At 67.4% G+C, this 26,918-nt stretch carries 30 protein-coding genes; 21 read left to right on the top strand and 9 right to left on the bottom strand.

The window, feature by feature from the left end:
- Positions 1-115 precede the first annotated feature (115 nt).
- The gene (locus tag ACVOMC_RS08665; protein ID WP_481523619.1) at positions 116-568 is read right to left on the bottom strand and encodes a copper chaperone PCu(A)C; all 453 of its coding nucleotides are present in this window, start codon (positions 566-568) and stop codon (positions 116-118) included.
- 37 nt (positions 569-605) lie between these two features.
- Here ACVOMC_RS08665 and ACVOMC_RS08670 point away from each other — a divergent pair, with 37 nt between their 5' ends.
- From ACVOMC_RS08670 to ACVOMC_RS08685, 4 genes are all read left to right on the top strand, one after another.
- Positions 606-1,388, top strand: coding sequence for an enoyl-CoA hydratase/isomerase family protein (locus tag ACVOMC_RS08670; RefSeq protein WP_481523620.1), 783 nt, complete (start codon positions 606-608; stop codon positions 1,386-1,388).
- A 64-nt stretch (positions 1,389-1,452) separates the two neighbouring features.
- Complete coding sequence (gene tesB / locus ACVOMC_RS08675) at positions 1,453-2,349, top strand: acyl-CoA thioesterase II (RefSeq protein WP_481523621.1); 897 nt, start codon at positions 1,453-1,455, stop codon at positions 2,347-2,349.
- Between the two features lie 3 nt (positions 2,350-2,352).
- On the top strand, positions 2,353-2,862 hold the full coding sequence (locus tag ACVOMC_RS08680; protein WP_481523622.1) for a putative signal transducing protein: 510 nt from the start codon (positions 2,353-2,355) through the stop codon (positions 2,860-2,862).
- A gap of 60 nt (positions 2,863-2,922) precedes the next feature.
- Positions 2,923-4,122 (top strand): RNA polymerase sigma factor, encoded by a 1,200-nt coding sequence (locus ACVOMC_RS08685; protein WP_481523623.1) that lies wholly within the window; start codon positions 2,923-2,925, stop codon positions 4,120-4,122.
- A gap of 104 nt (positions 4,123-4,226) precedes the next feature.
- Here the strand turns inward: ACVOMC_RS08685 and ACVOMC_RS08690 are convergent, their stop codons facing one another.
- Positions 4,227-4,793 carry an EF-hand domain-containing protein gene (locus ACVOMC_RS08690; RefSeq protein ID WP_481523624.1) on the bottom strand — a complete coding sequence of 189 codons (567 nt, stop codon included), beginning with the start codon at positions 4,791-4,793 and terminating at the stop codon, positions 4,227-4,229.
- 151 nt (positions 4,794-4,944) lie between these two features.
- On the opposite strand from ACVOMC_RS08690, the gene ACVOMC_RS08695 reads away from it, so the two are divergent.
- Both ACVOMC_RS08695 and ACVOMC_RS08700 read left to right on the top strand, forming a co-directional pair.
- Positions 4,945-5,700, top strand: a complete 756-nt coding sequence (locus ACVOMC_RS08695) for an arginyltransferase (RefSeq protein ID WP_481523625.1) — start codon at positions 4,945-4,947, stop codon at positions 5,698-5,700.
- A gap of 37 nt (positions 5,701-5,737) precedes the next feature.
- Positions 5,738-6,943, top strand: coding sequence for an endonuclease/exonuclease/phosphatase family protein (locus tag ACVOMC_RS08700; protein ID WP_481523626.1), 1,206 nt, complete (start codon positions 5,738-5,740; stop codon positions 6,941-6,943).
- 67 nt (positions 6,944-7,010) lie between these two features.
- On the opposite strand, the gene purT is transcribed toward ACVOMC_RS08700, so the two are convergent.
- A complete protein-coding gene (gene purT / locus ACVOMC_RS08705) occupies positions 7,011-8,198 on the bottom strand; it encodes a formate-dependent phosphoribosylglycinamide formyltransferase (protein ID WP_481523627.1) in 1,188 nt (395 codons plus the stop codon).
- Between the two features lie 271 nt (positions 8,199-8,469).
- On the opposite strand from purT, the gene ACVOMC_RS08710 reads away from it, so the two are divergent.
- From ACVOMC_RS08710 to ACVOMC_RS08740, 7 genes are read left to right on the top strand one after another with little or no spacing between them, the layout of a single operon-like run.
- A complete protein-coding gene (locus ACVOMC_RS08710; protein WP_481523628.1) occupies positions 8,470-9,351 on the top strand; it encodes an SPFH domain-containing protein in 882 nt (293 codons plus the stop codon).
- A gap of 22 nt (positions 9,352-9,373) precedes the next feature.
- Positions 9,374-9,658, top strand: coding sequence for a hypothetical protein (locus ACVOMC_RS08715; RefSeq protein ID WP_481523629.1), 285 nt, complete (start codon positions 9,374-9,376; stop codon positions 9,656-9,658).
- On the top strand, positions 9,655-9,840 hold the full coding sequence (locus ACVOMC_RS08720) for a type II toxin-antitoxin system antitoxin (protein ID WP_054660374.1): 186 nt from the start codon (positions 9,655-9,657) through the stop codon (positions 9,838-9,840). The genes ACVOMC_RS08715 and ACVOMC_RS08720 overlap by 4 nt, the downstream gene beginning before the upstream one ends.
- Positions 9,837-10,019 (top strand): DUF4177 domain-containing protein, encoded by a 183-nt coding sequence (locus ACVOMC_RS08725; protein ID WP_054660372.1) that lies wholly within the window; start codon positions 9,837-9,839, stop codon positions 10,017-10,019. The genes ACVOMC_RS08720 and ACVOMC_RS08725 overlap by 4 nt, the downstream gene beginning before the upstream one ends.
- Positions 10,019-11,311 carry an alpha/beta hydrolase gene (locus ACVOMC_RS08730; protein ID WP_481523630.1) on the top strand — a complete coding sequence of 431 codons (1,293 nt, stop codon included), beginning with the start codon at positions 10,019-10,021 and terminating at the stop codon, positions 11,309-11,311. Before ACVOMC_RS08725 ends, ACVOMC_RS08730 begins: the two co-directional genes overlap by 1 nt.
- Complete coding sequence (locus ACVOMC_RS08735) at positions 11,308-11,877, top strand: PH domain-containing protein (protein WP_481523631.1); 570 nt, start codon at positions 11,308-11,310, stop codon at positions 11,875-11,877. Before ACVOMC_RS08730 ends, ACVOMC_RS08735 begins: the two co-directional genes overlap by 4 nt.
- Positions 11,878-11,886: 9 nt before the next feature.
- Positions 11,887-12,696, top strand: coding sequence for a M15 family metallopeptidase (locus ACVOMC_RS08740; RefSeq protein WP_481523632.1), 810 nt, complete (start codon positions 11,887-11,889; stop codon positions 12,694-12,696).
- Positions 12,697-13,310: 614 nt separating this feature from the next.
- Here the strand turns inward: ACVOMC_RS08740 and ACVOMC_RS08745 are convergent.
- The 4 genes from ACVOMC_RS08745 to ACVOMC_RS08760 all read right to left on the bottom strand — a co-directional run bounded on the left by ACVOMC_RS08745 (position 13,311) and on the right by ACVOMC_RS08760 (position 17,049).
- Positions 13,311-13,682 carry a DUF423 domain-containing protein gene (locus tag ACVOMC_RS08745; protein WP_054659610.1) on the bottom strand — a complete coding sequence of 124 codons (372 nt, stop codon included), beginning with the start codon at positions 13,680-13,682 and terminating at the stop codon, positions 13,311-13,313.
- Between the two features lie 102 nt (positions 13,683-13,784).
- On the bottom strand, positions 13,785-14,924 hold the full coding sequence (locus ACVOMC_RS08750; RefSeq protein ID WP_481523633.1) for a polyketide cyclase: 1,140 nt from the start codon (positions 14,922-14,924) through the stop codon (positions 13,785-13,787).
- A gap of 284 nt (positions 14,925-15,208) precedes the next feature.
- Positions 15,209-15,850, bottom strand: coding sequence for a response regulator (locus ACVOMC_RS08755; RefSeq protein WP_054659606.1), 642 nt, complete (start codon positions 15,848-15,850; stop codon positions 15,209-15,211).
- Complete coding sequence (locus tag ACVOMC_RS08760; RefSeq protein WP_054659605.1) at positions 15,850-17,049, bottom strand: sensor histidine kinase; 1,200 nt, start codon at positions 17,047-17,049, stop codon at positions 15,850-15,852. The genes ACVOMC_RS08755 and ACVOMC_RS08760 overlap by 1 nt, the downstream gene beginning before the upstream one ends.
- Positions 17,050-17,189: 140 nt before the next feature.
- Between ACVOMC_RS08760 and ACVOMC_RS08765 the strand changes: the two genes are divergently transcribed.
- From ACVOMC_RS08765 to ACVOMC_RS08785, 5 genes are read left to right on the top strand one after another with little or no spacing between them, the layout of a single operon-like run.
- A complete protein-coding gene (locus ACVOMC_RS08765; RefSeq protein ID WP_054659603.1) occupies positions 17,190-17,780 on the top strand; it encodes a GNAT family N-acetyltransferase in 591 nt (196 codons plus the stop codon).
- Position 17,781: 1 nt separating this feature from the next.
- Positions 17,782-18,543 carry a septum site-determining protein MinC gene (gene minC / locus ACVOMC_RS08770; RefSeq protein ID WP_481523634.1) on the top strand — a complete coding sequence of 254 codons (762 nt, stop codon included), beginning with the start codon at positions 17,782-17,784 and terminating at the stop codon, positions 18,541-18,543.
- A gap of 33 nt (positions 18,544-18,576) precedes the next feature.
- A complete protein-coding gene (gene minD, locus ACVOMC_RS08775) occupies positions 18,577-19,386 on the top strand; it encodes a septum site-determining protein MinD (RefSeq protein WP_054659532.1) in 810 nt (269 codons plus the stop codon).
- A gap of 2 nt (positions 19,387-19,388) precedes the next feature.
- On the top strand, positions 19,389-19,640 hold the full coding sequence (gene minE, locus ACVOMC_RS08780) for a cell division topological specificity factor MinE (protein WP_054659534.1): 252 nt from the start codon (positions 19,389-19,391) through the stop codon (positions 19,638-19,640).
- On the top strand, positions 19,588-20,169 hold the full coding sequence (locus ACVOMC_RS08785) for a hypothetical protein (protein ID WP_481523635.1): 582 nt from the start codon (positions 19,588-19,590) through the stop codon (positions 20,167-20,169). Before minE ends, ACVOMC_RS08785 begins: the two co-directional genes overlap by 53 nt.
- Before the next feature lie 206 nt (positions 20,170-20,375).
- On the opposite strand, the gene ACVOMC_RS08790 is transcribed toward ACVOMC_RS08785, so the two are convergent.
- Together ACVOMC_RS08790 and ACVOMC_RS08795 are read right to left on the bottom strand one after the other, a co-directional pair.
- Positions 20,376-21,668: a sensor histidine kinase gene (locus tag ACVOMC_RS08790; protein ID WP_481523636.1), complete on the bottom strand. Its 1,293-nt coding sequence runs from the start codon at positions 21,666-21,668 to the stop codon at positions 20,376-20,378.
- On the bottom strand, positions 21,665-22,360 hold the full coding sequence (locus ACVOMC_RS08795; RefSeq protein WP_481523637.1) for a response regulator transcription factor: 696 nt from the start codon (positions 22,358-22,360) through the stop codon (positions 21,665-21,667). The genes ACVOMC_RS08790 and ACVOMC_RS08795 overlap by 4 nt, the downstream gene beginning before the upstream one ends.
- Before the next feature lie 207 nt (positions 22,361-22,567).
- On the opposite strand from ACVOMC_RS08795, the gene ACVOMC_RS08800 reads away from it, so the two are divergent.
- The 3 genes from ACVOMC_RS08800 to ACVOMC_RS08810 all read left to right on the top strand — a co-directional run bounded on the left by ACVOMC_RS08800 (position 22,568) and on the right by ACVOMC_RS08810 (position 26,838).
- Complete coding sequence (locus ACVOMC_RS08800) at positions 22,568-24,250, top strand: ArnT family glycosyltransferase (RefSeq protein ID WP_481523761.1); 1,683 nt, start codon at positions 22,568-22,570, stop codon at positions 24,248-24,250.
- Positions 24,251-24,385: 135 nt separating this feature from the next.
- A complete protein-coding gene (locus ACVOMC_RS08805) occupies positions 24,386-25,159 on the top strand; it encodes a phosphatase PAP2 family protein (RefSeq protein ID WP_481523638.1) in 774 nt (257 codons plus the stop codon).
- Positions 25,156-26,838, top strand: a complete 1,683-nt coding sequence (locus ACVOMC_RS08810; RefSeq protein WP_481523639.1) for a phosphoethanolamine transferase — start codon at positions 25,156-25,158, stop codon at positions 26,836-26,838. The genes ACVOMC_RS08805 and ACVOMC_RS08810 overlap by 4 nt, the downstream gene beginning before the upstream one ends.
- Positions 26,839-26,918 lie beyond the last annotated feature (80 nt).

Genomic DNA, 26,918 nt, shown 5'->3' on the forward strand with positions numbered 1-26,918 from the left:
AGCCGCCCGCCGGGCGGCTTTTTCATGCAGCTCGGATACCCGATAAGCGCTCCTGCGGAGCACCGCATCATGAGCCCCTTCCACGCCGACTCCCACGACTGGCACCGCCCGGTCGTTACGGCCGCGGCGGCGACTGCCGCCTGACCTGCAAACGGCCCTCCACCGTGCTGCCATCGGCCAGACGCAACCGCAGCGGCAGTTGCCCCCCTTCGGTCAGCGCCAACTCCGGTCGCATCAGCATCAGGTGCAGACCGCCGGGCTCCAGTTCGACCCCCTTGCCGGCCGGCACCGGCAGGCGCGTGATCTCGCGCATCCGGCTGACCCCGTCCACCCGCGTGGTTTCGTGCAATGACACTTCGGCAAACGCGCGACTGTCTGCGCCCACCACCACCACCTCCGCGCGGCAGTCGTTGCGGATGCGCGCGTAACCGGCGGTCATCGGCATCGGGCCCGGCGGCAGCCGCACCCAGCCGTTGTCGATCGTCACGCAGGCCGGCGCCGTGGTTTGTGCGGCGGCAGTGGACGCACACACGGCCAACAGTACGCACGCGAATGGTTTGGTTATCATCGAAACCACAACTCCCTGCCGTACGAGAAGCCGCAGCATGACCACGCTCATCGAAGTGATCAACCATGGCCCGATCCGCGAACTGCGCCTGGCGCGACCGCCGGTCAACGCGCTGGATACCGAGCTGTGCCGCGCCCTGATCGCCGCACTGAACCAGGCGATGGCCGACGATGTGCAGGGCATCGTGCTGTCCGGTAGCGAGCGCATCTTCACCGGCGGCATGGATGTGCCCCACCTGCTCGGCCACGGCAATGACCGGCACAAGCTGCTGGACAGCTGGCAGGCCTTCTTCGGCGCCGCCCGGGTGATCGCCGAAAGCCGCATCCCGGTGGTGGCCGCATTGACCGGCCACTCCCCGGCCGGCGGCTGCGTGCTGGCGCTGTGCTGCGACTACCGGGTGATGGCGCGCAGCGTGGATCCGGCCAAGCCCTATGTGATCGGCCTGAACGAGGTACAGGTGGGACTGGTCGCGCCGGAGGGCATCCAGCGCCTGCTGCGGCGCGTGGTCGGCGCCCACCGCGCCGGCGTGCTGCTGGCCGGCGGTGAGCTGGTCAGCGCCGAGCGGGCACTGGAGATCGGTCTGGTCGATGAACTGGCCGATGACGCCACACAGGTCGTGGCCGGCGCCATCGCTTGGCTGCAGACCCAGCTGGCGCTGCCGCACCAGCCGATGCTGCAGACCCGCGCCATCGCCCGCGCCGACCTGCACGAGGCGATGCAGGCCGAACACATCCAGCTCGAGCGCTTCGTCGAGGCCTGGTATTCGGCCGATGCGCAGGCCGCGCTGCAGGCGCTGGTGGCGCGGCTGGGCAAGCGCTGACCGCGGACCGGCGGGCAGCCGGCGACCGCTATAATCGCGGCCTGTCGAATTGAAGGTCGCCGTCTTGTCCGCCAACGCCGAACCCGTGGTATCCGAACTGATTGACCTGCTGTCGCTGGAGCGGCTGGAGGACAACCTGTTCCGCGGCCAGAGCCGCGATATCGGCACCAAGTACGTGTTCGGTGGGCAGGTGCTGGGGCAGGCGCTGGCCGCCGCCCAGGCCACGGTCGACAACGGCCGTCATGTGCATTCGCTGCACGCCTACTTCCTGCGTGCCGGCAACATCGACCACCCCATCGTCTATGACGTGGACCGCACCCGCGACGGCGGCAGCTTCTCGGTGCGCCGGGTCACCGCGATCCAGCACGGCAAGGTGATCTTCTTCTGCGCGGCCTCGTTCCAGCAGGCCGAAACCGGCGCCGAGCACCAGCACAAGATGCCCGAAGTGCCGCAGCCCGAAGACATCGAGCCCAACCGCCCGTTGCCGGCCGAGGTGCTGGAGCGGCTGCCGGTGAAAGTACAGCGCTGGCTCTCGCGCGGCGGCCCGTTCGAGTTCCGCCATGTGTACCCGCGCGACGAGCTGAACCCGCCCAAGCGCCCGCCCTATCACCAGGTATGGCTGCGCCTGACCGAACCGGTCGGCGATGCACCGGAACTGCACCAGGCGCTTCTGGCCTATGCCTCGGACTTCCACCTGCTGGGCACGGCCACCTTCCCGCACGGCATCAGCTACTACCAGCCGCATGTGCAGATGGCCTCACTGGACCACGCCATCTGGTTCCACCGTCCATTCCGCGTGGACCAGTGGCTGCTGTATTCGCTGGACAGCCCCAACGCGCAGGATTCGCGCGGCCTGGCGCGCGGCCAGTTCTTCACCCGCGACGGGGTGCTGGTGGCCAGCACCGCGCAGGAAGGCCTGATCCGGGTCACGCCGGACGCCAACGAAACGAGCAAGGGCTGAACCATGCGCAAGATTTTCAGCAGTCAGCGGGTCGAGAACGCCGAGGGCGTGGCGCAGATGCTGCGCGATGCCGGTATCGAAGTGCGCGTCACCAACGGCCGCTCGTACCAGAGCAAGCGTCGGGGCCAGTTCAGCTATCTGGACAGGACCAGCGCCGGCAATCTGCCGTCGGTGTGGGTGGTGCATGCCAATGACCAGCCGCGGGCGCGCGAGATACTGCGCGAGGCACGCCTGCTGGACACCACCCGCCGCGACCATCCCACCGCCGAGTACGCCTTCAGCGCCCCCCCGGCGGCCACCGGCAACGGTCGCAGCTGGGCCTGGCGCATCCGCTTCATCCTGATGGCGGTCATTGCCGCAGTGATCCTGATGATGGTGCTGCGCCACCGCAGCGCCCCGGAACCGGTGGTCGCCGCGCCCGCGCCACAGGCACAGCCGGCCGCACCGGCGCAGGACCGGACCGACGAGGTCCGTGTGCGCATCCAGCCCAGCGCGCAGCCCCCGCGCAACTGAGCAGCGGTCACATCCGGCGCCGGCGTCCGTCATGCCTTGCATCGTCCACCGGAGCCGCCGATGACCACCGCCCAGCTGGAAGCCACCCTGCAACGCGACCTGCCTGCCGCCCGCAATGGCTGCATGCAGTCCTATGGGCGCATCGTGGCGGTCTGCCAGAACACGGTGACGGCGATCGCACTGGCGATCACCCGTGACGTGCACGCCAGCGAGGACATCGCCCAGGAAGCTTTCATCAAGGCCTGGCAGCAGCTCAACCAGCTCAGCAACACCTCCAGCTTCCTGCCATGGCTGCGGCAGATCACCCGCAATCTGGCCCGCGACTGGCTGCGCGCCAACCGCAACCGCCCGCTCAGCGGTGAGGCGGCCGAGATCGCCATCGGCATGGCGGCCGACCCCTCGCCCAATGGCGCCGACGTGCTGATGCGGGTGGAAGAAGAGCTGGCGGCGGCGGAGATCATCTCCGCGCTGCCCGAGGACAGCCGCGAAACCCTGCTGCTGTTCTACCGCGAAGGCCAGAGCTCGCAGCAGGTCGCGCTGCTGCTGGGCCTGAGCGATGCGGCCGTGCGCAAACGCCTGTCGCGCGCCCGCGCCAGCGTGCGCGGGGAGATGCTCAAGCGCTTCGGCGAGTTCGCCCGCGCCAGTGCGCCGGGTACGGCGTTCGCGGCAGTCGTCAGTTCGGCGGTGATGTTGGCGGCGCCCGGCACCGCCAGCGCCATTGCCATCGGCAGCATGGCGGGCGCCGGCAAGCTCGGGGCCGGCGGACTGGGCGCCAACACCGTCAGCGGCGGCGCCGCCGGAGGCTCGATCGGTGCCGTCGCCAACAGCTTGATGCACAACCCCCACGACCTCTGGCTGATCGCCGTCGGCATCGGCATCGGCATGCTCACGGCGTGTATTGCCAGCCTGTACCTGCTTCGTTATGCGGAGACCGCCGACGAGCGCGAACGGGTCCGTCGCTTCCTGCGCCTGCACAACGTGACCACCGTGCTGTTCTGCGGCAGCATTCTGGCCGTGGTGGTGCTGAACCTGGGGCTGGCGACAGGCCTGGGCATCATGGCAGCCGGCATGATCGCGTTGAACTACCAGTACCTGGTCACCCTGCCGCGGGTGATGGCACCCATGCTGGCACGCGATGCGGCCCGTCATGGCCGCACTGGACCCAGCTGGGTCTATCGCAGCATGTTCGGCCGCACCGCAATGGTCAGCGCCACCGTGTTCACGGTGGGGGCGGTGTTGTTCTCACTGCTGACCAAGTAAGCCAGCGCACGCAGCTGCTGCATTTCCGGCAAGGTTGAACGCCACACACGCAACACCCCCGCTGAGTCCAGCGGGGGTGTTGTCGTTGGTTGCTTGGCCAGTACCTACTTCGCCGCCGGCGTATGCGAAGGCATTGCGCGATGCGCGCCATGCCCGCCACGCGGGCCATCCTTGCGCGCCGCCTCCAGCTCGGCCGGGCTCAGCTTGCCGTCCTTGTCGGTATCGGCCTTGGCAAACCATTCGGCGCGACGCTGCTCGGCCCGGGCCACGCGATCGGCCTGGTCGATGTAACCGTCCTTGTTGACATCCAGCTTGTCGAAGTGGGCGCGGTACTCGGCGGCGCTGATACGCCCGTCATTGTCCGCATCCATGCCGCGCATCATGAAGCCGCCATCGCGACCGCCATGATGACGGCCGTGGCGCATGCCATGGCGGGGTGCCGGCATCTCGTCGCGGGCCAGTTTGCCGTCCTTGTTCTTGTCCAATTCGTCGAAACGCTGGGCCAGACGCGGATGCGCGGCGGCCTCCTGCCGATCAATCACGCCGTCGCCGTTGGCATCCATCCGCGGCGCCATCGGCTTGGCCGGGGTCGGACTGGCGGCCACGGCCAGGCCGGTTACGGAGGTCGCCAGCAGCATGGCCAGCAGGAGAAGGGGCTTGCGTCGGGTCATGGTATGACTCCCTGGGGTGGTGGAACGGACGCGACAGTGCGTCCTCGTTACCGTCAACGCGCGGTGGCCTGCGCCGTTGACCGCGAACCGGGCCGTATTCATCACTCAGACAGGCGCAGGATTTGCGACCGCTGGCGGCTATGCTGTGGACATGGCACTGCAAGGCAACCCGAACGAAGAGCTGCGCCTGTTCCAGACAGGAGAGCACCCCTGCGGCTACTGGCCGGACCGGCAGGCCCGCGACCTGGTGCTGGATCCGCAGGACGCCCGGCTCGGAGCGCTGTATCCGACGGCGCTGGGCTGGGGCTTTCGCCGTTCCGGGGATCTGGTCTACCGCCCGCACTGCGCCCACTGTCACGCCTGTGTGCCGGTACGAATTCCGGCAGAACGTTTCCTGGCCGACCGCAGCCAGCGCCGCTGTCTGGCACGCAATGCGGATCTGGAATGCCGGGTGGTGCCGGCCGAACGTACCGAGGAACAGTTCGCGCTGTACCAGCGCTATCTGGGCCAGCGGCATGCCAACGGTGGCATGGACAACCACGGTCCGCACGAGTTCGACCAGTTCCTGATCGGCAGCTGGCCGCACAGCCGGTTCCTGGAAATCCGCGCCGCCCGGATCGACGATCAGCGCGGACGCCTGCTGGCGGTGGCGGTCACCGATGTCACCGAGCAGGGGCTGTCGGCGGTCTATACCTTCTTCGACCCGGGCGAGCAGGCGCGCAGCCTGGGCACCTACGCGATCCTCCAGCAGATCGCCTGGGCACAGCGCGAATCGCTGCCGCACCTGTACCTGGGCTACTGGATCCGCGGCCACCGCAAGATGGACTACAAGCGTCGCTACCAGCCGCTGGAAGCCTATGACGGCCGACGCTGGGTCGATTTCGGCGCATTGCCGGACAGCCCCTGACAAACGCCTGACACCTCAACCGGTACACAATAGCGGCATGAAAGCCCATGCCCTGATCGCCGCCGCTGCCCTGCTGTGCAGCGCCTGCGCACAAACCGACGAGCGGACATCCGCGATGCCCGACACCTCCGCCAGCCAGTTGCGTCTGGCCACCTACAACACCTCGCTGTATTCGGATGAGACCGGCGGACTGATCCGCCAGTTGCAGGGCGACAGCGCGCATGCGCGCAAGATCGCCGCGGTGCTGCAGCAGACCCGCCCGGATCTGGTGCTGCTCAACGAGTTCGATTTCGACGAGGCCCACCGTGCGGCCGACCTGTTCCAGCAGCGCTATCTGGAAGTCGCCCAGCCTGGCGGCGGCCAGCCACTGCACTACGCCTACCGCTACCTGGCCCCGGTCAACACCGGCGTGCCCAGCGGGCTGGATCTGGACAACAACGGCGAGATCGGCGGCACCGGCCGCGACCGCGGCAACGATGCCTGGGGCTACGGTCTGCATCCGGGCCAGTACGGCATGCTGGTGCTGTCCCGGTACCCGATCGACGCGGCGGCGGTACGCACTTTCCAGCTGTTGAAGTGGAGCACGATGCCCGGCGCACTGCGCCCGGTCGATCCGGAAAGCGGCGCCCCGTTCTGGAACGATACGGTCTGGTCACAGCTGCGGCTGTCGTCCAAGTCCCACTGGGATGTGCCGGTGAAGACCCCGCTGGGCACCGTGCACGTGCTGGCCTCGCACCCGACTCCGCCGGTGTTCGATGGCAAGGAGAAGCGCAACGCCGCCCGCAACCACGACGAACTGCGGCTGTGGAAGGAATATCTGGATGGCGGCGACAAGCCGTGGCTGTGCGATGACCAGCACCGCTGCGGCGGTCTGGCCGGCGACGCGCGCTTTGTGATCGTCGGTGACCTCAACAATGACCCGGTCGATGGCGATGGCCGCCACGAGGGCATCCTCGAACTGCTCGAACATCCGCGCGTGCTGCGCTACCCCACGCCCAGCAGCAAGGGCGCCGAGGAGACCGGACTGAGGTATGCCGGCAAGGGCCTGCTCCGCCACGGCGCGCCACAGCATGCCACCGGCGATTTCGGCCCGCGCTCGGGCACGATGCGGCTGGACTACGTGCTGCCCTCGACCGGATTCCAGCACGTGGGCAGCGGCGTGTTCTGGCCGGCCAGCGACCGTCCCGAGGCGAAGATCGCCGATGGCAGCGACCATCACCTGGTCTGGGTCGACGTGCGCTGACCCGCCTCCACCCTGAACAAAAAACGCCGGCAATCGCCGGCGTTTTTCATTGCGCTGCGGTGTGTACTCAGCTGCGCAACTCGATGCCGATGGCCGCTGCGGCATCCCGCGCGATCGCACGCGCCTGCTCCACATCCGCCGCGCGCGCCAGAGTCACACCGACCCGGCGCTGGCCTTCCACCACCGGCTTGCCGAACAGGCGCAGTGCCGAATCCGGATGGACCAGTGCTTCGGTCACATTGCTGAAGAACGGCACGCCATGGCCCTGTGCCAGCAACGCGCAGGAGGCCGACGCCCCGTAGTGGCGGATGGTCGGGATCGGCAGGCCGAGAATGGCGCGTGCGTGCAGCGCGAATTCGCTCAGCTCCTGCGACACCAGGGTCACCAGTCCGGTATCGTGCGGGCGGGGGGAGACCTCGCTGAACCACACCGCGTCGCCCTTCACGAACAACTCCACGCCGAACAGGCCCCAGCCGCCCAGATCGTCGGTGATGGCGCGGGCGATCTGCTGCGCACTCTCCAGCGCCCTGGCCGACATCGCCTGCGGCTGCCAGCTCTCGCGGTAGTCGCCATCCTTCTGCAGATGCCCGACCGGATCGCAGAACGCGGTACCCCCCGCATGGCGCACGGTCAGCAGGGTGATCTCGTAATCGAAATCGATGAAGCCTTCGACGATGCAGCGGCCGGCACCGGCGCGGCCGCCGGTCTGCGCGTAGTCCCAGGCCGGGCCGATATCGCCCTCGCTGCGCAGCGTGCTCTGGCCCTTGCCCGAGGACGACATCACCGGCTTGACCACGCAGGGCAGGCCGATCGCGGCCACCGCCTCGCGGTACTCGGCCTCGGTATCGACGAAGCGGTACGGCGAGGTCGGCAGGCCCAGGGTTTCGGCCGCCAGCCGGCGGATGCCTTCGCGGTCCATGGTCAGGCGCGCGGCCCGCGCGGTCGGGATCACCCGCAGGCCCTGCGCGGCTTCCAGCTGCACCAGGGTTTCGGTATGGATGGCCTCGATCTCCGGCACCACCAGATGCGGCTGCTCCTGCGCGATCAGCGCCTTCAGCGCGACCGGGTCGAGCATGTCGATGACATGGCTGCGGTGCGCCACCTGCATCGCCGGCGCGTTGGCGTAGCGGTCGGCAGCGATGACCTCCACCCCGAAGCGCTGCAGCTCGATGGCCACTTCCTTGCCCAGTTCGCCGGAACCGAGCAGCAGGACGCGGGTGGCGGACGGAGACAGCGGGGTACCAAGGGTGATCATCAGACGGTTCCGGGAAAGCGCGAAAGAGGGTGCACATTCTAGGCAACCCTGGCGGAAACCGCCCCCTGCGAGCCGTTCCCCGCGCCGCTGCCCGAGGCGTCCGACTGCCCATCAGCAGCGGCAACAGAAACCGCGGCCGTTGGCCCAAACCCAGGCCCGCGCGACACCGGGTCACGCCGGCGCAGCACTGCTGCCCGCCCGCCACCGGCACCCACTTGCATGTTGATATCAATTTGATATCTTCCCATCCAACTACCACGGAAGATGTGCCATGAAAGAGAAGTCGATCGGTTCCCTGTCCGGCATTCCCACCCTGCTCGGCACACTCGCGCTGATGCTGGCGGGCGCGGCCGCCATCATTTTCGCCGTGGTACTGACCAAATCCGGCGCGGGTGGCGGTGGCCTGCTGGTACTGGCCGGCATCGTGCTGGTGAGCCTGGGCCTCTTCCTGAGCTGCGGCCTGTACATGGTGCAGCCCAACCAGGCCGCGGTGCTGAGCCTGTTCGGCAAGTACGTCGGCACGGTCAAGGACAACGGCCTGCGCTGGAACAACCCGTTCTTCACCAAGCGCAAGGTCAGCCAGCGCGTGCGCAATTTCGAGAGCGGCAAGCTCAAGGTCAACGAGCTGGACGGCTCGCCGATCGAGATCGCCGCGGTCATCGTCTGGCAGGTCGTGGACGCCTCCGAGGCGGTCTACAACGTCGACGACTACGAAAGTTTCGTGCATATCCAGTCCGAATCGGCGCTGCGCGCGATGGCCACCAGCTATCCGTACGACCAGCACACCGCTGGCCAGCTCGCGCTGCGCAGCCATGCCGCCGAGATCTCCCAGCACCTGAAAAACGAGTTGGCCGAGCGTCTGGCCGATGCCGGCGTGCAGGTGCTGGACGCACGCATCAGCCACCTGGCCTACGCCCCGGAAATCGCCCAGGCGATGCTGCAGCGGCAGCAGGCCAGCGCGGTGATCGCCGCCCGCACGCAGATCGTGGCCGGCGCGGTGGGCATGGTCGAAATGGCCCTGCTGGAGCTGCAGAAAAATGCCGTGGTACAGCTGGACGAGGAACGCAAGGCGCAGATGGTCGGCAACCTGCTCACCGTGCTGTGCTCGGATCGTGGCACCCAGCCGATCGTCAACGCCGGCTCGCTGTACTGAACAACATCCTGAGGTGACCGCAGTGAATGTCTTCGCCCCCCTGATCATCGCCGCCACCGGCATTCCGGCGCTGTGCTTCGCGGTGTGGAGCGGACGCCCCGGCACCGCCCACGCCCGCGGCATCGGCCTGCGCTGGGCGCTGATCGCGCTGTGCCTGTTTGTCGGCGGCATTGGTCTCCACCTGGCCGGCGACCAGCAGACCATCGTCTACGGAGTGATCGTCGCGCTGGTGATCGCGGTCAATGCGCTGGGCATCTCGCTGGTGATGCACCTGCGCCGCGGCGGCGATGGAGCGCCACGCCCGTGAGCGAGAAGAAGGCCTATCCGCTGCGCATCAACGCCGAAGTCCTGGCGGCTGCCCAGCGGTGGGCCGACGACGAGCTGCGCAGTCTCAACGCGCAGATCGAGTACGTGATCCGCGACGCCCTGCGCAAGGCCGGGCGCCTGCCCCGACCCGCACCGGATGATTCGAACAAGGAGGAGTCATGAGCAAGCAGTGGAAGTATCTGGTCGTCAAAGCCGAAACCAGCATGTGGGGCACGTTCAAGCCCGAGAGCCTGCAGGAGCAGCTGGACAAGCATGGGCGCCAGGGGTGGGAGCTGGTGAACGTGGTCCATGCCCTGCCCACCACTTCCTCGCCCACGCTGGTGTTCAAGAAGGAGCAGTGATGCCCAGGCTCAACGCGTGGATTGCGGGCACGCTGCTCGCCTTCTCCAGCACCGCCTTTGCCGCGGACCCGGCCGCGTTGGCCACGCGCCTGCTCGACCAGCTCGATGCCGGCCGGTACAGCACCGCCGAGGCGATGTTCTCGCCGCAGATGAAGGCCGCGGTTCCGGCCGACAGGCTCAAGGCGGTATGGGAATCGCTGACCGCGCAGCTGGGGGCCACCGGCAAGCGCGGCGAGGCCCGCACCAGCGAGGAAGGCGGCTATCGCATCGTCATCGTCCCGCTGGACTACGCCAACGGCCAGCTGCAGGCGCGGATCGCATTCGACGAAGACGACCGGATCACCGGCTTTCTGGTGCAACCGGCGGCGCCACCGCCCGCCGCCGCCCCGGCCGCCGATGCCGGTTTCAGCGAACAGGCTTTCAGCGTGCCGGCCCCGCATAGCGCCAAAGCCGCCCTGCCCGGCACGCTGGCACTGCCCAAGGGCCCGGGCCCGTTCCCGGCGGTGGTACTGGTCCATGGCTCAGGCCCGCAGGACCGCGACGAGACCATCGGTCCGAACCGCCCGTTCCTGGATCTCGCCCGCGGCCTGGCCGCGCAGGGGATCGCCGTACTGCGCTACGACAAACGCACTTATGCGCGACCGCAGGAGTTCAACGGCGCTTTCAGCATCGATGATGAGACCACCGACGATGCCGTCGCCGCCGTGGCGGCGCTGGCTGGCAGCCCGCGGATCGATCCCGACCACATCTATGTGCTCGGCCACAGCCAGGGCGGCCTGCTGGCCGGTCGCATCGCCAACGCCAGCGGCAAGATCGCCGGTCTGGTGCTGCTTGCCGCGCCGGCGCGGCCGATCCTCGATCTGCTGGCCGAACAGAACCGCTACATGGCCGGGCTGGACGGCAGCATCAGCACTGCCGAACAGGCGCAGCTGGACGCGCTGGCAGCCGCGATCGCCACCGTACGCCGCGATCCGGATGCCACGTTGATGAACCTGCCCGGGCGCTTCTGGCAGCAACTGGAACAGGTGGACCCCGTTGCCGATGCCCGCAGCACCGCCCTGCCGGTGTTGCTGCTGCAGGGCGGCCGCGACTTCCAGGTGATCGATGCCGACTGGCAGCGCTGGAACCAGGGACTGCAGGGGGAGCGCTACCAGTTCCGGCATTACCCCGCGCTCAACCATCTGGGTATCACCGGCGAAGGCAAAAGCTCACTGGAGGAATACTCCCGGCCCGGCCATGTGGAACAGGTGCTGATCGGCGACATCGCGCGGTGGATCAAGACCCGGCCATGAGACCGCAGACCCCATCGATTCCAGCGCAGTCCATCCCGCTGGCCGCACCGGCGGCGACGTCCCTGCTGTGGCTGTGGGGTCCCGTGCTGCTGGTGATCTGCATCAACCCACTGATCCAGCTGTTCGCAGGCAAGCCCCCGGTCACCGCCGCGTTCGCCTCTTGGGGCCCGTTGCTGGTTCTGCCACTGATCACTGCCGGCTTGACCCTGGCCTACCGGCGGCGTCATCTGCAGCTGGATGCCCGGCAGCTGAAAATCGCCAGCACGCTGTACAGCAAGCAGGTGCCGATCAGTGCCATGCGACTGGACCGCGCCCGCGTGGTCGACTTCGACGAGAACCCGGACTTCAAACCCGCCGTGAAAACCAACGGTTTCCAGATGCCCGGCTTTCGCGCCGGCCACTTCCGCATGAAGGACGGCAGCAAGGGCTTCTGCCTGATCACCGACAACCGCCGCGTGCTGGTGCTGCCCCTGCGCGATGGCAGCAGCGTGCTGCTCAGCCCGGTGCAGCCGCGCGCCCTGCTGGAGGAACTCAAACGGCTGGCCGACAACCTGCCCCGTGCCTAAGCTGCCCCCATGCGCAATGTCCCTCATATCCTGATCAACACGCCCGATATCGAGATCTGGCCCGGTGGCCTGCTGCGGGCGCGCAGCAACCACGATGCCCGCCTGCTGTCACAGGCAAGTCACGTGCTGCGCCGCAAGCGCGATGGCCGCTATCTGGCGGTGCAACTGCCGCATGGGCTGATGCCGCTGGTCAGCCGCCTGCAGACGGAGCCCGGCATCGAACCGGCAATGGCGGCACTGGATGCCACGCTGGCAACCCCGGCCCGTGTTCCGCCACCGGAGGGCGAACTTCCGCTGCACCAGCTGCAGCAGCGTCTGGACCAGCTCGGCCTGCACAGTACCGGCTACGCCAGCCACACCGGCCTGTGGCTGATCGCCGAACCGGCGCACCTGCATCTGGCCGGATTCGACCGCTACCGCCGGCCACTGTGGCTGACCCGGGGCGCCAGCCGTGCCTGGCAGCGCATGCAGCACACCGCCTCCCTTGACGGCATCGCACTGGAGGCGATCTCAGGCTACCGCAGCCATGCCTATCAGCTCGGAATTTTTGAACGCAAGCTGGCGCGCGGTCTGGACGTGGCGCAGATCCTCACCGTCAATGCCGCGCCCGGTTACAGCGAACACCATGGCGGCAACGCGCTGGACATCAGCGCTCCGGACGCACCGGCGGCCGAGGAGTCGTTCGAACACACCGCCGCCTTCAGCTGGCTGCAGAGACGGGCCGGCGACTTCGGATTCCACATGAGCTATCCGCGCGACAACCCGCACGGCATCGTCTACGAGCCCTGGCACTGGTGCTTCCGCCGCACCACTCCCTGAGCGGCCTCTGGGCGTCGCCGGCACGGGCCTCACGCCGGCGTGCCACGCCGGCCGTGGCGATGACCACCAGCGATATCGCCCGCCCTGTTCGCAGGCGCCAGCGTCCCCCGTTTTGCGGGGGTAAGCGACGGGCAGGAACCCGCCTGCCGTCGCCGCGCCCATCCCCTGCATCGTCTGCCGCCAGCATGCAGACTCGCTCGTTGCCAGGAACCGGCCCGCGGGCCGTTGGCGCTGCCGATCGCGCTGACGCCTGCAAACGACCGGTTTCCGCACGTGAGGCTTCGGGGAAATCGGCTATCCGCCACAGGGACCGGATGGCCCAGCTGCGATCCAGGCCCCGGCGCTCGCCCCGGGCCGGCAGTGCGCGCGGCGTGGGCGACGTGGGCGGCGCTGCGCTCCCGTCCACCCGTTGCACTTTCTTGCCGATGCCATGGCCGTCGATGGGCAGGATATCGGTCCGGCCCAGCGGGAACATCGGCAGCATCGCCACCGCCCAGCCTTGGCCGCCGCGGATCGGCCCCAGTCGCCTGATCCCGACCCCAGCGCGGTGATCACGCAGCGGATGGGGATGCGCAAGGCCGGGGTCGAACCCGCGTCGACGGCGGGACCTGACGTCAGCGCCGCAGCGCGGCAATGGCCAGCAGCACCCAGCCGCCCATCAGCAACATGCCGCCCGCGGGCGCCAGCCGCGTCGTCCAGCCCGCCAGCACCCCGGCGGCCAGACTGCCGGAAAACAGCAGCACCCCCAGCAGCAGCACGTAAAGCGCACTTCGCCCCAGGGTGTTCAGCGAGGCCGGGCCGAGTATCGCCAGCACTGCGCCATGCCCGAACAGGTACAGCGCGGCAGTGTTGAGGTTCGACTGCGCCAGTGGCTCATTGAGCCCATGTGACGCGTAGGCCGAAAGACCGATGGCCAGCGCCGCCAGCAGCCCGCCACTGAACGCCAGGAAAGAAGATTTGCGCGCACGTCGTTCCAGCCCCAGCATCATTCCACTTCTCCACTTGCGCCTTGGCGCGGCTCAAAAAAAAACGCGCCGCAAGAAGCGGCGCGTTTCAGGGCAGATCAGTTCATCCGCTGTGACAGCGAATTACTTCACCGACCAGTAAACGTCATACGTACCGTCAGTGGTGAACGCCTTGTCGACGCCACCCTTCCAGGATTCGTACGGACGGTCGATCACTTCGTTGCCGTGGGTGGTCGCCCAGGCACGCAGTGCGTTGCGCGCGATATCCAGGCCCGCCATGTGACCGGCGTAGGAAGCGAAGGCCGAACGGTGCGCCGGAACGTGCGAATACGTCACCGGGTTGCCGGCCGGAATCTTCACGTTCAACTTGCCGTCGGTCGCAGCCACAGCGGCCGGAGCCTCGGTCTTGGCAGCATCACCTTCCTGCTTGTCGGCAGCGGCGGCGGCACCACTCTTCTTGCGGACCGGCTGGGCCACGTCGAAGGCGTACTTGTCAGCGGCAAAGTCGGTGGTGACGATGCGCACCGGACCGGCAGCTTCCAGGCCATTAGCCTCCATCGTGCGCTTGATCCATTCCTGGTTGTCCTGGATGGACTTGCGGATGGTGTCGTTGTTGCGATCGATGTTGCCGGCATTGACGACCAGCAGATCCTCGGCCGGAACGTCAACGATCTTCAGATCGGTCAACGGGGCTTCGGCAGCGCGGTAGTCGACGTTCGGTACCGTCGCCAGCATGTTGGCCATGCGTGACAGACCCAGCTTGACGTCATCACCGATATGGCGGCTCACGTACAGGCCGGCGTAACGACCAAACAGGTCCATGCCGTACTTGACGGAGTAGTCCTGGGTGATCTTGACGTTGCGGTCGTTCTTGCCGGTCGGCTCAAGAGTGAAAGTGGTGACCTTGTCGTGGCCCCGGGTCGGGTCCTCGATGGCGATACGCACCAGCTTGTTCTTTTCGCTTTCCTTGATTTCCCAGCTGCCGCTACCCAGCGCGCTGTCCTTGGAGCTGTAATCCAGGCGGGCGCCGACGCCGGCGTCCGGACCGCTGAGCTTCAGTTCCATGCCCTTGTCGCGCAGCACCAGCGGATTCCAGTCCTTGAAACGGCGCAGGCTGTTGACCGTGTCATACACGATCGTCATCTTGCGGTTGGTTTCGATGCTTTCAGAAATATGGCGCTCGCCCGGCAGGCACACGCCAATGATGACGAACAGGCCAGCCACGATCCCCAGGGCAATCAGGAACTCGATAATACGGGTCATTCAGAGAGTCTCCGTGGCCGATCCCACGGCCGGGTTGATTGAAGCGAAGCCGCCATCCTATCAGGCTTTGCGCAGGTTGTTGACAGAATTGACGCACCGGTTTCCCTGCCTGGTACGGAACATGGGTTGAGGGCTGCAAAGCGCGGCGTTCCGCTCCCGGATCAGGAGCCCCGCCACCTGCGGACCCGACACGGCCGAGGGCCGGTTGCGGCTATTTTCCATCCTCACCGGACCCTAACGCCAGCACGGAAACCGGCCGGGCCCGATTTTTCACTCCCACCACTTCAGACCAGCTGGAGTTCGAAGGCTTTGAGCACCGCCCGCGTGCGGTCGCGCACCCCCAGCTTGGACAGGATGTTGGACACGTGGTTCTTGATGGTGCCTTCGGCCACGCCCAGCGAGTTGGCGATCTCCTTGTTGGAGAAACCGCTGGCCATCAGCCGCAGGATTTCGGTCTCGCGGTCGGTGAGCGGATCGGGGCGGTCCAGGCTGACAAATTCGTTGCGCATGTGCTCCAGCCCCGACAGCAGCCGCTGGGTGACGGCCGGCTGCACCAGCGAGCCGCCATCGGCGACGGTGCGGATCGCACCGACCAGCTGCTCCAGGGTCACATCCTTGAGCAGGTAGCCCTTGGCCCCGGCCTTGAGCCCGGCCAGCACCAGCTGGTCGTCATCGAAGGTCGTCAGGATGATCGCCGGCGGCAACTGGCCCAGCCGCGACAGCGTCTGCAGCGCCTCCAGGCCGGACATCACCGGCATGCGCATGTCCATCAGCACCACATCGGGCGCGACCTGCGGAATGATCTCCACCGCCTGGCGGCCATCGGTGGCCTCGGCCACCACCTCGATACTGTCATCCAGCGCCAGCAGCGAACGGATGCCCTGCCGTACCAGGGTTTGGTCATCGACCAGGCAGACACGGATCATCAACTCACTCCTTGGGGCCCGGAGGCCAGCATCATATTGGTTACGCCCGGCAATGAGGCGCGAAGACGGAAGCCCTCACCGCGCCGCATGGACACCTCCAGCGCCCCCCCATATTGAACCAGGCGCTCACGCATGCCACGCAGACCGTTGCCCGGCAGTATCTCGTCCACCTCGCCACCGATCCCGTCATCATGCGCGACGATCACGACCTGGCCATCTTCCCGATGGACCCGGATCCACAGGTTGCGGGCACCGGCGTGGCGCACCGCGTTGGTGATGATCTCCTGGGTACAGCGCAGCAGCACATGGGCGCGCTCGGGGTCCTCCACGTTCAACGGCTCGTCCATCTCCAGATGGATGTCCAGCGAGGGCACCCGCTCGGTCAGCGGCCGCAGCGCCGCCGCCAGATCGATCGCGCCGCTCTCCCGCAGCTGGCTCACAGCTTCGCGCACGTCGGTCAACAACAGTTTGGCCAGCGTATGCGCCTGACGGACATGCTCCTGGGCCTGGCCCTCGGTGATATGTCCGGCCACCTCCAGATTCAGGCTCAGCGCGGTCAGGTGGTGGCCCAGCAGATCATGCAGCTCGCGCGAGATGCGGGTGCGCTCATTGACCCGGGCGCTTTCGGCCAGCAATAGACGGGTGGCCCGCAGCTCCGCATTCAGCCGGCGCTGCTCCTCCCGCGCCTGGGTCTGCTGGCGCGCCACCAGGCTGGTAACGAACAGGAACATGGAAAAACCGCCGTACAGCAGCGACTGCAGCAGGGCCTCGAACAACGGCAGGCCGAGGATCAGGTTGTAGACCGGAAACACCGCCAACTGGCTCAGGACCAGCCAGACGATCCCCACCCGCTTGCTCAGCAGCCATGGAATCACCCCGGCGGCCACCATCATCAGGATGCTGCCCAGGCCGGTGGCCGAGAGATAGCTCACCGCCAGCGCCGAAACCGTCAGCACCAGCAGCACCGTGCGGTCATACCAGTTGGTATGGCCGGAGGCTTTCAGCCCGCGGGTGAGCCAGAAGTAGCAGCCGCCGAACACCAGATAGGCCACAAACAGCCATGCCGCCTCTCCGGCCGCCGGCTGCGCCACGCCCTCCTCCGGCGCGTACTGGGTGTAGATCAACGGCAGGCTGACCAGCGCCCAGGTGAAAAGGCCGGCCAGGCGGAGAACGCGGGTGTGGCTGAGGTATCCCAACATCCCGGCATAGTAAGGATATGCGGCAGGTTGCGCCCTCCCTCGGAAGTCATGCCCGCGCCGGCTCGCCCGGCTCCGGCCACCCATGCGATAATTCGCCGCACAGCCTCCACAGGCCGACCGTTTCACCCCACGGAGTCACAATGTCGATTGTCATCCGCGACGTGCTCGAGCATGAGCTCGATTCCGTTCTGGCACTGAACAACAATGCCGGCTTGGCGATCCTCCCGCTGGACGCGGCAAAACTCCGCCGTTTCTACGAAACCGCCGAATATTTCCGGGTGGCCGAGCGCGATGGCAACCTGGCCGGGTTCCTCGTCGGCTATGGCAGCGGCAGCGCCCATGACAGCTGCAACTACGCGTGGTTCCAGCAGCGCTATCCCAGCTTCTTCTATATCGACCGCATCGTGGTGGCCAGCCGTCGCCGCGGCGGTGGCGTGGGCCGCGCGTTCTATGCCGATGCGCAGAGCTATGCGGAACTTCGCTATCCACAGATGGCCTGCGAGGTGTTCCTGGACCATGGCGCCGACGCCGCACTGCTCTTCCATGGCAGTTTCGGCTTCCGCGAAGTCGGCCAGAACACCATGCCCGACGTGGACGTGCGCACCAGCATGCTGCTCAAGGACCTGTGCAGCTACGAATGGGTGCATCAAACCTATGGCGACAACCTGCCCGACGTACCGTGGGTGGGCCACACACGCCGACCGCTGCAGCAGCGGCCGACGGGAACTTGAGATGGCAGTGAATTTGGATTTCGAACAGGCGGGTGAACTGAAAATCGGGCAGGTCGGCATTGCCAACCTGCGCATCCGCACCCTGGATGTGGAGCGCCTGAGCCAGGAAATGCGTGATCGCGTCACCCGCGCGCCCAAGCTGTTCGGACGCGCGGCGGTGATTCTGGATTTCGGCGGGCTCAGCCAGGTGCCGGATCTGGCGACCGCACAGGCCTTGTTGAACGGACTGCGTGAGGCAGGCGTGCTGCCGGTGGCATTGGCCTATGGCACCCAGGACACCGAAGTGCTGGCCCAACAGCTGGGGCTGCCCCTGCTGGCCAAGTTCCGCGCCCAGTACGAGCGCGCTGATGCCGAACCGGCCGCAGCGCCCGCGCCGCAACGCCGTGCGCCGGAACCTGCGCCTGCAGCGCCCGTCCCCGCCGCAGCGCCCGCGCAGCCAGGACGCATGCAACTGGGCACGGTCCGCTCGGGCCAGCAGCTGTATGCCGAAAACTGCGACCTGACTGTACTTTCAACCGTGGGTGCCGGTGCCGAGGTGATCGCCGACGGCAGCATCCATATCTACGGTACGCTGCGCGGCCGGGCATTGGCCGGCGCGCAAGGCAACACCGCGGCACGCATTTTCTGCCGCGACTTCCACGCTGAACTGGTCGCCATTGCTGGACGTTATAAGGTGCTGGACGATATTCCCGACACCCTGCGCGGCAAAGCCGTGCAGGTGTGGCTGGAACAGGACCAGATCATGATTGCCGCGCTGGATTGACGCGGCCCAAAACGAATACCCAGGAGAAGTCCTTTGGCTGAAATCATCGTAGTCACCTCCGGCAAAGGCGGCGTCGGCAAGACCACCTCCAGCGCCAGCCTCGCCTGCGGGCTCGCCCGTCGCGGCAAGAAAGTCGCCGTCATCGACTTCGACGTGGGCCTGCGCAACCTCGACCTGATCATGGGCTGCGAGCGCCGCGTGGTGTACGACTTCGTCAACGTTGTCCACGGCGAAGCCACACTGAAGCAGGCCATGATCAAGGACAAGCGCTTTGACAACCTGTACGTGCTGGCCGCCTCGCAGACCCGCGACAAGGACGCACTGAACAAGGAAGGCGTGGAGAAGGTACTCAAGGACCTGGCTGCCGACGGCTTCGATTTCATCATCTGCGACTCGCCGGCCGGCATCGAGAAGGGCGCCTTCCTGGCGATGTACTTCGCCGACCGCGCCGTGGTGGTGGTGAACCCGGAAGTGTCGTCGGTGCGCGACTCGGACCGCATCATCGGCCTGCTCGACTCCAAGACCGCCCGCGCCGAAGCCGGCAAGGACGTCCCGGCCTACCTGCTGCTGACGCGCTACAGCGCGCCGCGCGTGGAAACCGGCGAGATGCTCAGCATTGCCGACGTGGAGGAAGTGCTGGGCCTGAAAGCCATTGGCGTCATTCCCGAGTCCGGCGACGTGCTCAATGCATCCAACAAGGGCGAACCGGTGATCCTGGACAGCGAATCCCCGGCCGGCCAGGCCTACGAGGACGCGGTCAGCCGCATCCTTGGCGAGGAGCGCCCGATGCGCTTCATTTCGGTTGAGAAAAAGGGCTTCTTCAGCAAGCTGTTTGGAGGATAAGCATGGGACTGCTCGACTTCCTGAAACAGAAGAAGAACACCGCCGAAACCGCGAAAAACCGCCTGCAGATCATCATCGCGCAGGAACGCAGCACCCGTGGCGGCCCCGACTACCTGCCACTGCTGCAGCGCGAACTGCTGGAAGTGATCAAGAAGTACGTCAATATCGACGCCGATGCGGTCAAGGTCGACCTCGTCAAGGATGGCGCCAACGACGTGCTCGACATCTCCGTCGCCCTGCCTGACGACAAGTGATCTCCACCCGGCGGCGCTGGCCGCCGGGAGTGTGCCTTCCGTGAACCCATCCCCCCTCTCCGGGCCAGACGTGGCCGTGACCTGTGTCGGCGATATCCAGTGGGGCGATGCCGTCGCGCTGCTCGCCGGCCATGGCCTGCGCCTGAACCATATCGCCGCCGGCGGGACGATCCCGGGCAGCTACTGGGGCGAGCCGGAAGCCGGCATCATCGGCAGCGACGTGTACGTGCGTGATGACACTCCCGTGCATTCGATGTTGCACGAGGCCTGCCACCTGATCGTGCTGCCGCCGGAGCGTCGCGCCCTGGTGCATACCGATGCCACCGATTCGGTGGCCGAGGAAGATGCCACCTGCTATCTGCAGATCGTGCTGGCCGGACAGCTGCCCGGCGTCGGCAGCACGCGCCTGATGGCCGACATGGATACGTGGGGATACACGTATCGACTGGGGTCTACCCGGGCGTGGTTCGAGCAGGATGCCGAAGACGCCAGGGCGTGGCTGATCGAACGCGGCTTGCTGGACGCGTAAAACCGCCCCATCCCCCGGTAAAACATGGCGCGCGGCAACGAGCCACGTCGCACCGGCGTCGCACAATCAGCCCGTTGCGGTTCGCGCAGGAGGGCCAGGAACTCCAGGCGTAGCTGATCGGCCCCCGCTTGCCTGCCGCGCAAAGCCACCGCCTCGGCCAGACGCGGGCGCCTGGCGAGGCGATGGACTCCATCGGCGCCTCGCGATCAGTGTGGCGCCCGCGCCGGCTGCGATGCGCGCATATCCAGCACCACGCGGGTACCGCGCTCCGGCTGCGAGTGGATATCCAGCGTCCAGCCCAGGTGGCCGCACAGTCGCGCAATCAGATCCAGCCCGATGCCCGCGCTCGGATCGCGCTCGCCCCGGGCCATCCGCGCGTACAGCTGGGCGACCTCTTCCGGACTCATGCCGTGACCCGGATCTTCAATGGTGACCAGCGCCTGCGCAGAAACACCCAGGCGGATCACGCCACGGTCGCTGTTCTCGATCGCGTTGCGCAGCAGGTTGCCGATCGCCGCCTGCACCACGCCCAGCGGCGCCAGGATCTGGCACGGCTCGGCCTGCACCAGTTGCAGCTGCAGCTCCTTGCCATTGGCCAGATGGCGATGGTCCTCGATGATCTCCGGCACCAGCTGCTCCAGCGCCAGCAGTTCGCTCATCGCCGCCAGCCGGGCCGGATCGCGGGCCAGCACCAGCAGCAGCTGGATCAGCTGCTCGACGCCGGATGCGGTGCCACGGATGCGCTGCAGCTGCTGGCGTGCCCGCGCCGGCAGCTGCGGCTGTTCCAGGGCCAGTTCGGCGGCACCGGTGATGACGGCGATGGGCGTGCGCAGTTCATGGCTGGCGGTGCTGATGAACATCCGCTCGCGCTCGACGAAATGCTCGTTGCGTTGCAGATAGTCGTTCAGCGCGCCGGCGATCACTTCCAGCTCGGCGCTGCCCCGCTTGTCGACCTGCACCTGCTGGCCACGCCGCTCCGGGCGCAGGTGGCCGATGTCCTGGGCCAGGACCGACAACGGCCGCACCAGCCGGTTCATCCCGACCCAGGCCATCAGCAAAGTGACCAGCAACAACGCCACGCCGGCCAGCAGCGCCCAGCGGGTGACGAAATGCTCCAGCGCCGCGAAATCGGTGATGTCCAGCACCAGCATCACGCGCCCGAAATCGTCGGTGTCGCGCACCATCGCCGCCGCGTTCCGGCCGGCCAGCAGCGCGCCGTCATGCAGGCCCGGCTTCAGATGCGCCAGCGCGTCCGGAATGCCCTTTTCATCGTGCTCGCGGAACAGGTGCAAGGTGTCCGAATCCTGCCAGCGATAGTCTGGATCGCTGCGCATATGGCCGATGACACTGTCCAGCTCGGTGTTCAGCAGCGCGCGCCACACCGCATGTTCGGCGCGCTCATGCACATAGTTGGCCGCGCTGAACACCGCCAGCGTCACCAGCGCCACATACACCGCCAGCCAACCCAGCAATTTGCGCCGCAGCGTGGGCCGGGTCATGACGGGATGCTGCCGGTCGCCGGTGCCGACAGCCGATAACCCACCCGCGGCAGGGTGTGCAGCAGCTTCTGCTCGAACGGACCATCCACCGCACGCCTCAGCTCGTAGATATGCGAGCGCAGCATGTCGCCATCGGGCGGTTCCTCGCCCCACAGCGCGTATTCGAGCTGGTCGCGCGTCACCGCCGCGGGACTGGCGCGCATCAGCACTTCCAGCAATTTGCGGCAGGCCGGATACAGGTGCAGCACCTGGCCGCCGCGCTGGGCCTCCAGCGTACCCAGGTCCAGCCGCAGATCGTGCACTTCCAGCACCTTGCGCGGATTGCGCCCCCGCGTGCGCGCCAGCACCGCATCCAGCCGCACCTCCAGCTCGGGCAGCGCGAAGGGTTTGGTCAGATAGTCGTCGGCACCGGCACGGAAGCCGGCAATCTTGTCCGGCAGCTCGTCACGCGCGGTGAGCATGATCACCGGCACCTCGGAACGGTGCTCCTCGCGCAGCTTGCGCAGCACCTCCGGCCCTTCCATGCGCGGCAGCATCCAGTCCAGCAGGATCACGTCGTAGGACTGGGTTATCGCCAGGTGCAGGCCGGTGACTCCGTCCGGGGCCACGTCCAGCACATGCCCGCGCGCCTCGAAGTACTCGAACAGGTTGGCGATCAGGTTGCGATTGTCTTCGATGACCAGCAGCCGCATGGACGGAACCTTTGCAAAGCCCCGCCAGCGGCGGGTATCGGCCGATATCGTAGACGCGGGGTGGTCAGAATGTCGTCGAAACAGGTAACAATGGTTGCGACACGCTTCCCACGTCGTCCCCGCGATCATCGCGCCTGTCCTTCCGAGAACGAGTCGCCCGTGCGCCCGACACCTTCCCGCTCCTCCCCGAATTCCCTGTGGTTTGTGATGCTGATGGCGCTGGTGGTGGCCAGCCTGGTGGCCGGGCTGGGCATGCGCTCGCCCAGCCCGCCCGACGAGCCGCGCTTCGTGCTGGCGGCGCGGCATATGGTCGAGACCGGGCAATGGCTGCTGCCCCATCGCGGCAGCGAGCTGTACGCGGAGAAGCCGGCCACCTTCATGTGGCTGCAGGCGGCGACCTACAAGGTGCTCGGCGACTGGAACCTGTCCTTCCTGGTGCCCTCGCTGCTGGCCGCGCTGCTGACCCTGTGGCTGACCTGGGACCTGTCGCGGCGGCTGTGGAACCGGCAGGTCGCGCGCTATGCGGTGCTGGCGCTGTTTGTCTGCATCCAGTTCGGATTGATGGCCAAGCGCGCACAGATCGACATGGTGCTGGTGGGCATGACCACGCTGGCGCTGTGGGGGCTGATGCGGCACCTGCTGCTGGGCCCGAACTGGGGTGCCTTCGCCCTGGCCTGCTTTGCCGCCGGCGTCGGCACGGTGACCAAGGGCGTGGGCTTCCTGCCTTTGCTGATCCTGCTGCCGTGGGCGCTCTGGCGCTGGCGCCATCCGCAGGCTGCGGGCCCGGGCCGCAGCTGGAACTGGTGGCTGCTGCTGCCGATGTTCCTGCTCGGCACGGCGGTGTGGCTGGCCCCGCTGGGCATCGCGTTGTTGAACAATCCCGATCCCGCGCTGAAGGCCTACGCGCACGAGCTGCTGTTCAAGCAGACCGGCACCCGCTACACCTCGGCCTGGCACCACACCCAGCCGGCCTGGTACTACCTGCAGGTGATCGCCACGATGTGGCTGCCAGGCAGCCTGCTGCTGCCATGGCTGGTCCCGGCCTGGTGGCGCCGCTGCCGCCGCGCCGATCCGCGCTATGTGCTGTTGCTGGGCTGGGCGCTGCTGGTGCTGCTGTTCTTCAGCGCCAGCCCGGGCAAACGCGAGGTGTACATCCTGCCGATGCTGCCCGCACTGGCCGTGGCCGCCGCACCGCTGCTGGCCGGGCTGCTGCGCCGCACCGGCGTGCGCTGGCTGCTGCTGGGCTATGTGGTCCTGCTGGCCGTGGCGATGCTGGTGATCGGCTATGGCGCGGTGCATGGCGATGGCTGGGCCCAGCGCAACGCGGCCAGGCGGGCGATCGACCTGTCGGTGCTGCCAACGGTCGGCGGGTGGCTGATCGGCGTCGGCGCGGCCTGCCTGCTGCTGGCCATCACCCTGCGCCTGCGCCGGGCGGGTCTGGCGGTGGTGCTGACCACCGTGCTGCTGTGGTCGATGTACGGGCTGGGCGCGATGCCGGCGCTGGGTCCCTACAGCTCCGCCTCGAAGGTGATGGACAAGGTGCGCGCGCGCATCGGCCCGGAGGCCGAGCTGGGCATGGTGGCCTGGCGCGAGCAGAACCTGCTGCAGACCGATCCGCAGGCCGCCGATTTCGGTTTCAAGCGCCCGGTGGCCGAGCAGTGGCAGGATGCGGCCCGCTGGGTCGCACAGGATCCGCAGCGGCGCTGGCTGTTCGTGCTGGACAAGGCGATGAGCCCCTGCGCCGATCATGCCCGGGTCATCGCCATCGGCAGTGCCAACCGCAACAACTGGCAGCTGCTGCCGGGCACGGCACTGGATGTGGCCTGCGTCGAAAGAACCCATGGCAACGTTGACGGGGGCGATACCGCGCCGGACGACGACGGCAACTGAGCCGCGCCCGCCCACCCGGCGGCGGCAAGGACCGGCAACTGTCTTAACACCCGACAGAATTTCCACATCCTTCCGACCGCATTCCGACATCCGGCGGAACAGCATCGCGCCATCCCATCCGATGGCCCCTGCTGCATGCCCGCCCCCGCCCCCTCCCACCTGCTGTCTTTCCCGGCCACGGCCCCCTCGCGGGGATCCGCCAGCCGCACCGTCTGGGTCCCGCTGGTCCTGGCCGTCGCCGCCAGTGTGCTGCTGATGGCCGGCAACGGTGACCTGTGGGTGGCCGACCAGCTCTACCGCTGGCAGGGCGACCAATGGGCGCTGAAAGACGCCTGGTGGACCAGCCAGCTGATCCACAAGGGCGGCCGGGATCTCACCTGGGCCGTGGCGCTGCTGGTCATGCTGGCGCTGGTCCGCAGCCGCCTGGACGCCCGCTGGCGCCCGCTGGGCCGGCCGCTGCTGTACCTGCTGCTGTCCGTGGGCCTGTCCACCGGCCTGATCGCCCTGCTCAAATCCGGCACCCACATGGATTGCCCCTGGGATCTGGAGCGCTATGGCGGGCTGCGCCCGTTCGTCGGCCTGTTCGAGGCGCGGCCGGCCGCGCTCGGCAATCCAGCCTGCTTCCCGGCCGGCCATGCCGGCTCCGGCTACGCCTGGGTGGCGCTGTTCTTTTTCATGCGCGAAGTGCGTCCGCAGTGGCGCTGGCCGGCCCTGCTGACGGCGCTGGCGGTCGGGGCTATATTCGGCCTGGCCCAGCAGCTGCGCGGTGCGCACTTCCTGTCCCATGACCTGTGGTCACTGGCGATCAGCTGGGCCGTTGCCTCGACGCTGTACCTGCTGCTGTTCGCCCCTGCCGTCGCTCCATCCGCCTCACCCGCACCGGTCAGCGTCCTGGAGGAAGCCGCATGAGCACTGCCGTTCCTGTTGCCCGCACATCGCGCCTGTCCTGGCGCCAGCTGCGCAGCTGGCGTCCGCAAATCAGCACCGAAACCCTGATCCTGCTCAGCAGCGCGTTCTTTGCGCTGGTCTGCAACGGGCTTTTCTGGCGCAGCGCGATGGCCACCAACCCCGGCAATGTGCTGCTCGCGGTCTCGCTGTTCGCCTTGCTGCTCAGCGTGCACGCGCTGCTGCTGGGCCTGCTGGTCTGGCGCTGGAACGCCAAGGTGCTGCTGGCCGTGTTGTTCGTCACCACCGCCTTCGCCACGCATTACATGAACAGCTACAACGTCTATCTGGACGCGGACATGCTGCGCAACGTGCTGGCCACCGACCACAAGGAATCGCGCGAGCTGATGACCCCGGCGCTGATCCTGCCGCTGCTCGGCTACGCGCTGCTGCCGACCCTGCTGCTGTGGCGGGTGCGGCTGCGCAAGCGCAGCTGGGGCAAGACGCTGCTGTGGCGGGTGCTGCTGCTGGCCGGCGTGATGCTCATTGGCGGTGGCGGCGCGATGGCCTCGTTCCAGGACCTCTCGGCACTGATGCGCAACCATCGCGAAGTGCGTTATCTGGCCACGCCGGTCAATTACCTGATCGCGCTCAAGCAGAACCTGGCCACCGCCAGCCCGATCAAGCGGCAGCCCAAACTGCCGCTGGGCACCGATGCCAAGGCCACGCCGCGCGCGGCCAGCAGCAAGCCGCGCCTGCTGGTGCTGGTAGTGGGCGAAACCGTGCGCGCGCAGAACTGGGGCCTGAACGGCTACGCCCGCCAGACCACACCGGAGCTGGCGCAGACCGGCGCGATCAACTTCCCGGACATGCATGCCTGCGGCACCAGCACCGAAGTCTCGCTGCCGTGCATGTTCTCCCCGTTCGGCCGCCGCAACTACGACGAGAAGCAGATCCGCGGCAACCAGTCGCTGCTGCACGTGCTCGAGCACGCCGGCATCGCCACGCTGTGGCGCGACAACCAGTCCGGCTGCAAGGGGGTGTGCGAGGGACTGCAGACCCAGCACCTGGACGATGCCACCACGCCCGGCCTGTGCGCCGATGGCCGCTGCATGGACGAGATCCTGATTGACGATCTGGCCGCGCAGGTGCGCGCCAAACCCGGTGACCGGGTGGTGGTGCTGCACCAGCTGGGCAACCACGGCCCCAGCTACTTCCAGCGCTACCCGGCGCAGTTCCGCCAGTTCGTGCCCACCTGCGATACCGCCGACCTGGGCCAGTGCAGCCGCGAGCAGATCGTCAACAGCTACGACAACTCGATCCGCTACACCGACCACTTCCTCAGCCGCACCATCGCCACGCTGCGCGGCATCGAGGACTACGACACGGCGATGATCTACCTGTCCGACCACGGCGAATCGCTCGGCGAGAAAGGCCTGTACCTGCACGGCATGCCCTACGCCATCGCCCCGGAAGAGCAGACCCGGGTGCCGATGCTGATGTGGTTCTCGCCCGGCTTCGCCGCCGATCGCGGCATCGACCTGGCCTGCCTGCGCGAGCGGGCCGCACAGCGCGCCGACCACGACAACCTGTTCCCCTCGGTGCTGGGCCTGATGCAGGTCAAAACGGCGGTGTACGACCGTTCGCGTGACGTGTTTGCCGGCTGCCAGAGCCCCCAGCCACGCCATGTAGGAGCTGCGTAAGCTGCGACCCGCGGCGCGACACTACCGCGATGCAACGGAGTCGCGACTTACGTCGCTCCTACAATGGTTGTACGAGCGAC

Source organism: Stenotrophomonas sp. STEN014, assembly GCF_056760315.1.

Excerpts from the sequence above, each read along its gene's own strand:
- ACVOMC_RS08740 (WP_481523632.1), top strand. The coding sequence starts at position 11,887 with ATGCGCAATGTCCCTCATATCCTGATCAACACGCCCGATATCGAGATC.
- ACVOMC_RS08730 (WP_481523630.1), top strand. The coding sequence starts at position 10,019 with ATGCCCAGGCTCAACGCGTGGATTGCGGGCACGCTGCTCGCCTTCTCC.
- ACVOMC_RS08690 (WP_481523624.1), bottom strand. The coding sequence starts at position 4,793 with ATGACCCGACGCAAGCCCCTTCTCCTGCTGGCCATGCTGCTGGCGACC.
- purT (WP_481523627.1), bottom strand. The coding sequence starts at position 8,198 with ATGATCACCCTTGGTACCCCGCTGTCTCCGTCCGCCACCCGCGTCCTG.
- ACVOMC_RS08800 (WP_481523761.1), top strand. The coding sequence starts at position 22,568 with ATGCTGATGGCGCTGGTGGTGGCCAGCCTGGTGGCCGGGCTGGGCATG.
- ACVOMC_RS08755 (WP_054659606.1), bottom strand. The coding sequence starts at position 15,850 with ATGATCCGTGTCTGCCTGGTCGATGACCAAACCCTGGTACGGCAGGGC.
- ACVOMC_RS08760 (WP_054659605.1), bottom strand. The coding sequence starts at position 17,049 with ATGTTGGGATACCTCAGCCACACCCGCGTTCTCCGCCTGGCCGGCCTT.
- ACVOMC_RS08680 (WP_481523622.1), top strand. The coding sequence starts at position 2,353 with ATGCGCAAGATTTTCAGCAGTCAGCGGGTCGAGAACGCCGAGGGCGTG.
- ACVOMC_RS08700 (WP_481523626.1), top strand. The coding sequence starts at position 5,738 with ATGAAAGCCCATGCCCTGATCGCCGCCGCTGCCCTGCTGTGCAGCGCC.
- ACVOMC_RS08710 (WP_481523628.1), top strand. The coding sequence starts at position 8,470 with ATGAAAGAGAAGTCGATCGGTTCCCTGTCCGGCATTCCCACCCTGCTC.
- ACVOMC_RS08805 (WP_481523638.1), top strand. The coding sequence starts at position 24,386 with ATGCCCGCCCCCGCCCCCTCCCACCTGCTGTCTTTCCCGGCCACGGCC.
- ACVOMC_RS08795 (WP_481523637.1), bottom strand. The coding sequence starts at position 22,360 with ATGCGGCTGCTGGTCATCGAAGACAATCGCAACCTGATCGCCAACCTG.
- ACVOMC_RS08765 (WP_054659603.1), top strand. The coding sequence starts at position 17,190 with ATGTCGATTGTCATCCGCGACGTGCTCGAGCATGAGCTCGATTCCGTT.
- ACVOMC_RS08790 (WP_481523636.1), bottom strand. The coding sequence starts at position 21,668 with ATGACCCGGCCCACGCTGCGGCGCAAATTGCTGGGTTGGCTGGCGGTG.
- ACVOMC_RS08665 (WP_481523619.1), bottom strand. The coding sequence starts at position 568 with ATGATAACCAAACCATTCGCGTGCGTACTGTTGGCCGTGTGTGCGTCC.
- ACVOMC_RS08695 (WP_481523625.1), top strand. The coding sequence starts at position 4,945 with ATGGCACTGCAAGGCAACCCGAACGAAGAGCTGCGCCTGTTCCAGACA.
- ACVOMC_RS08810 (WP_481523639.1), top strand. The coding sequence starts at position 25,156 with ATGAGCACTGCCGTTCCTGTTGCCCGCACATCGCGCCTGTCCTGGCGC.
- minE (WP_054659534.1), top strand. The coding sequence starts at position 19,389 with ATGGGACTGCTCGACTTCCTGAAACAGAAGAAGAACACCGCCGAAACC.
- ACVOMC_RS08725 (WP_054660372.1), top strand. The coding sequence starts at position 9,837 with ATGAGCAAGCAGTGGAAGTATCTGGTCGTCAAAGCCGAAACCAGCATG.
- ACVOMC_RS08745 (WP_054659610.1), bottom strand. The coding sequence starts at position 13,682 with ATGCTGGGGCTGGAACGACGTGCGCGCAAATCTTCTTTCCTGGCGTTC.
- minC (WP_481523634.1), top strand. The coding sequence starts at position 17,782 with ATGGCAGTGAATTTGGATTTCGAACAGGCGGGTGAACTGAAAATCGGG.
- ACVOMC_RS08685 (WP_481523623.1), top strand. The coding sequence starts at position 2,923 with ATGACCACCGCCCAGCTGGAAGCCACCCTGCAACGCGACCTGCCTGCC.
- ACVOMC_RS08670 (WP_481523620.1), top strand. The coding sequence starts at position 606 with ATGACCACGCTCATCGAAGTGATCAACCATGGCCCGATCCGCGAACTG.
- ACVOMC_RS08735 (WP_481523631.1), top strand. The coding sequence starts at position 11,308 with ATGAGACCGCAGACCCCATCGATTCCAGCGCAGTCCATCCCGCTGGCC.
- ACVOMC_RS08750 (WP_481523633.1), bottom strand. The coding sequence starts at position 14,924 with ATGACCCGTATTATCGAGTTCCTGATTGCCCTGGGGATCGTGGCTGGC.
- ACVOMC_RS08785 (WP_481523635.1), top strand. The coding sequence starts at position 19,588 with ATGGCGCCAACGACGTGCTCGACATCTCCGTCGCCCTGCCTGACGACA.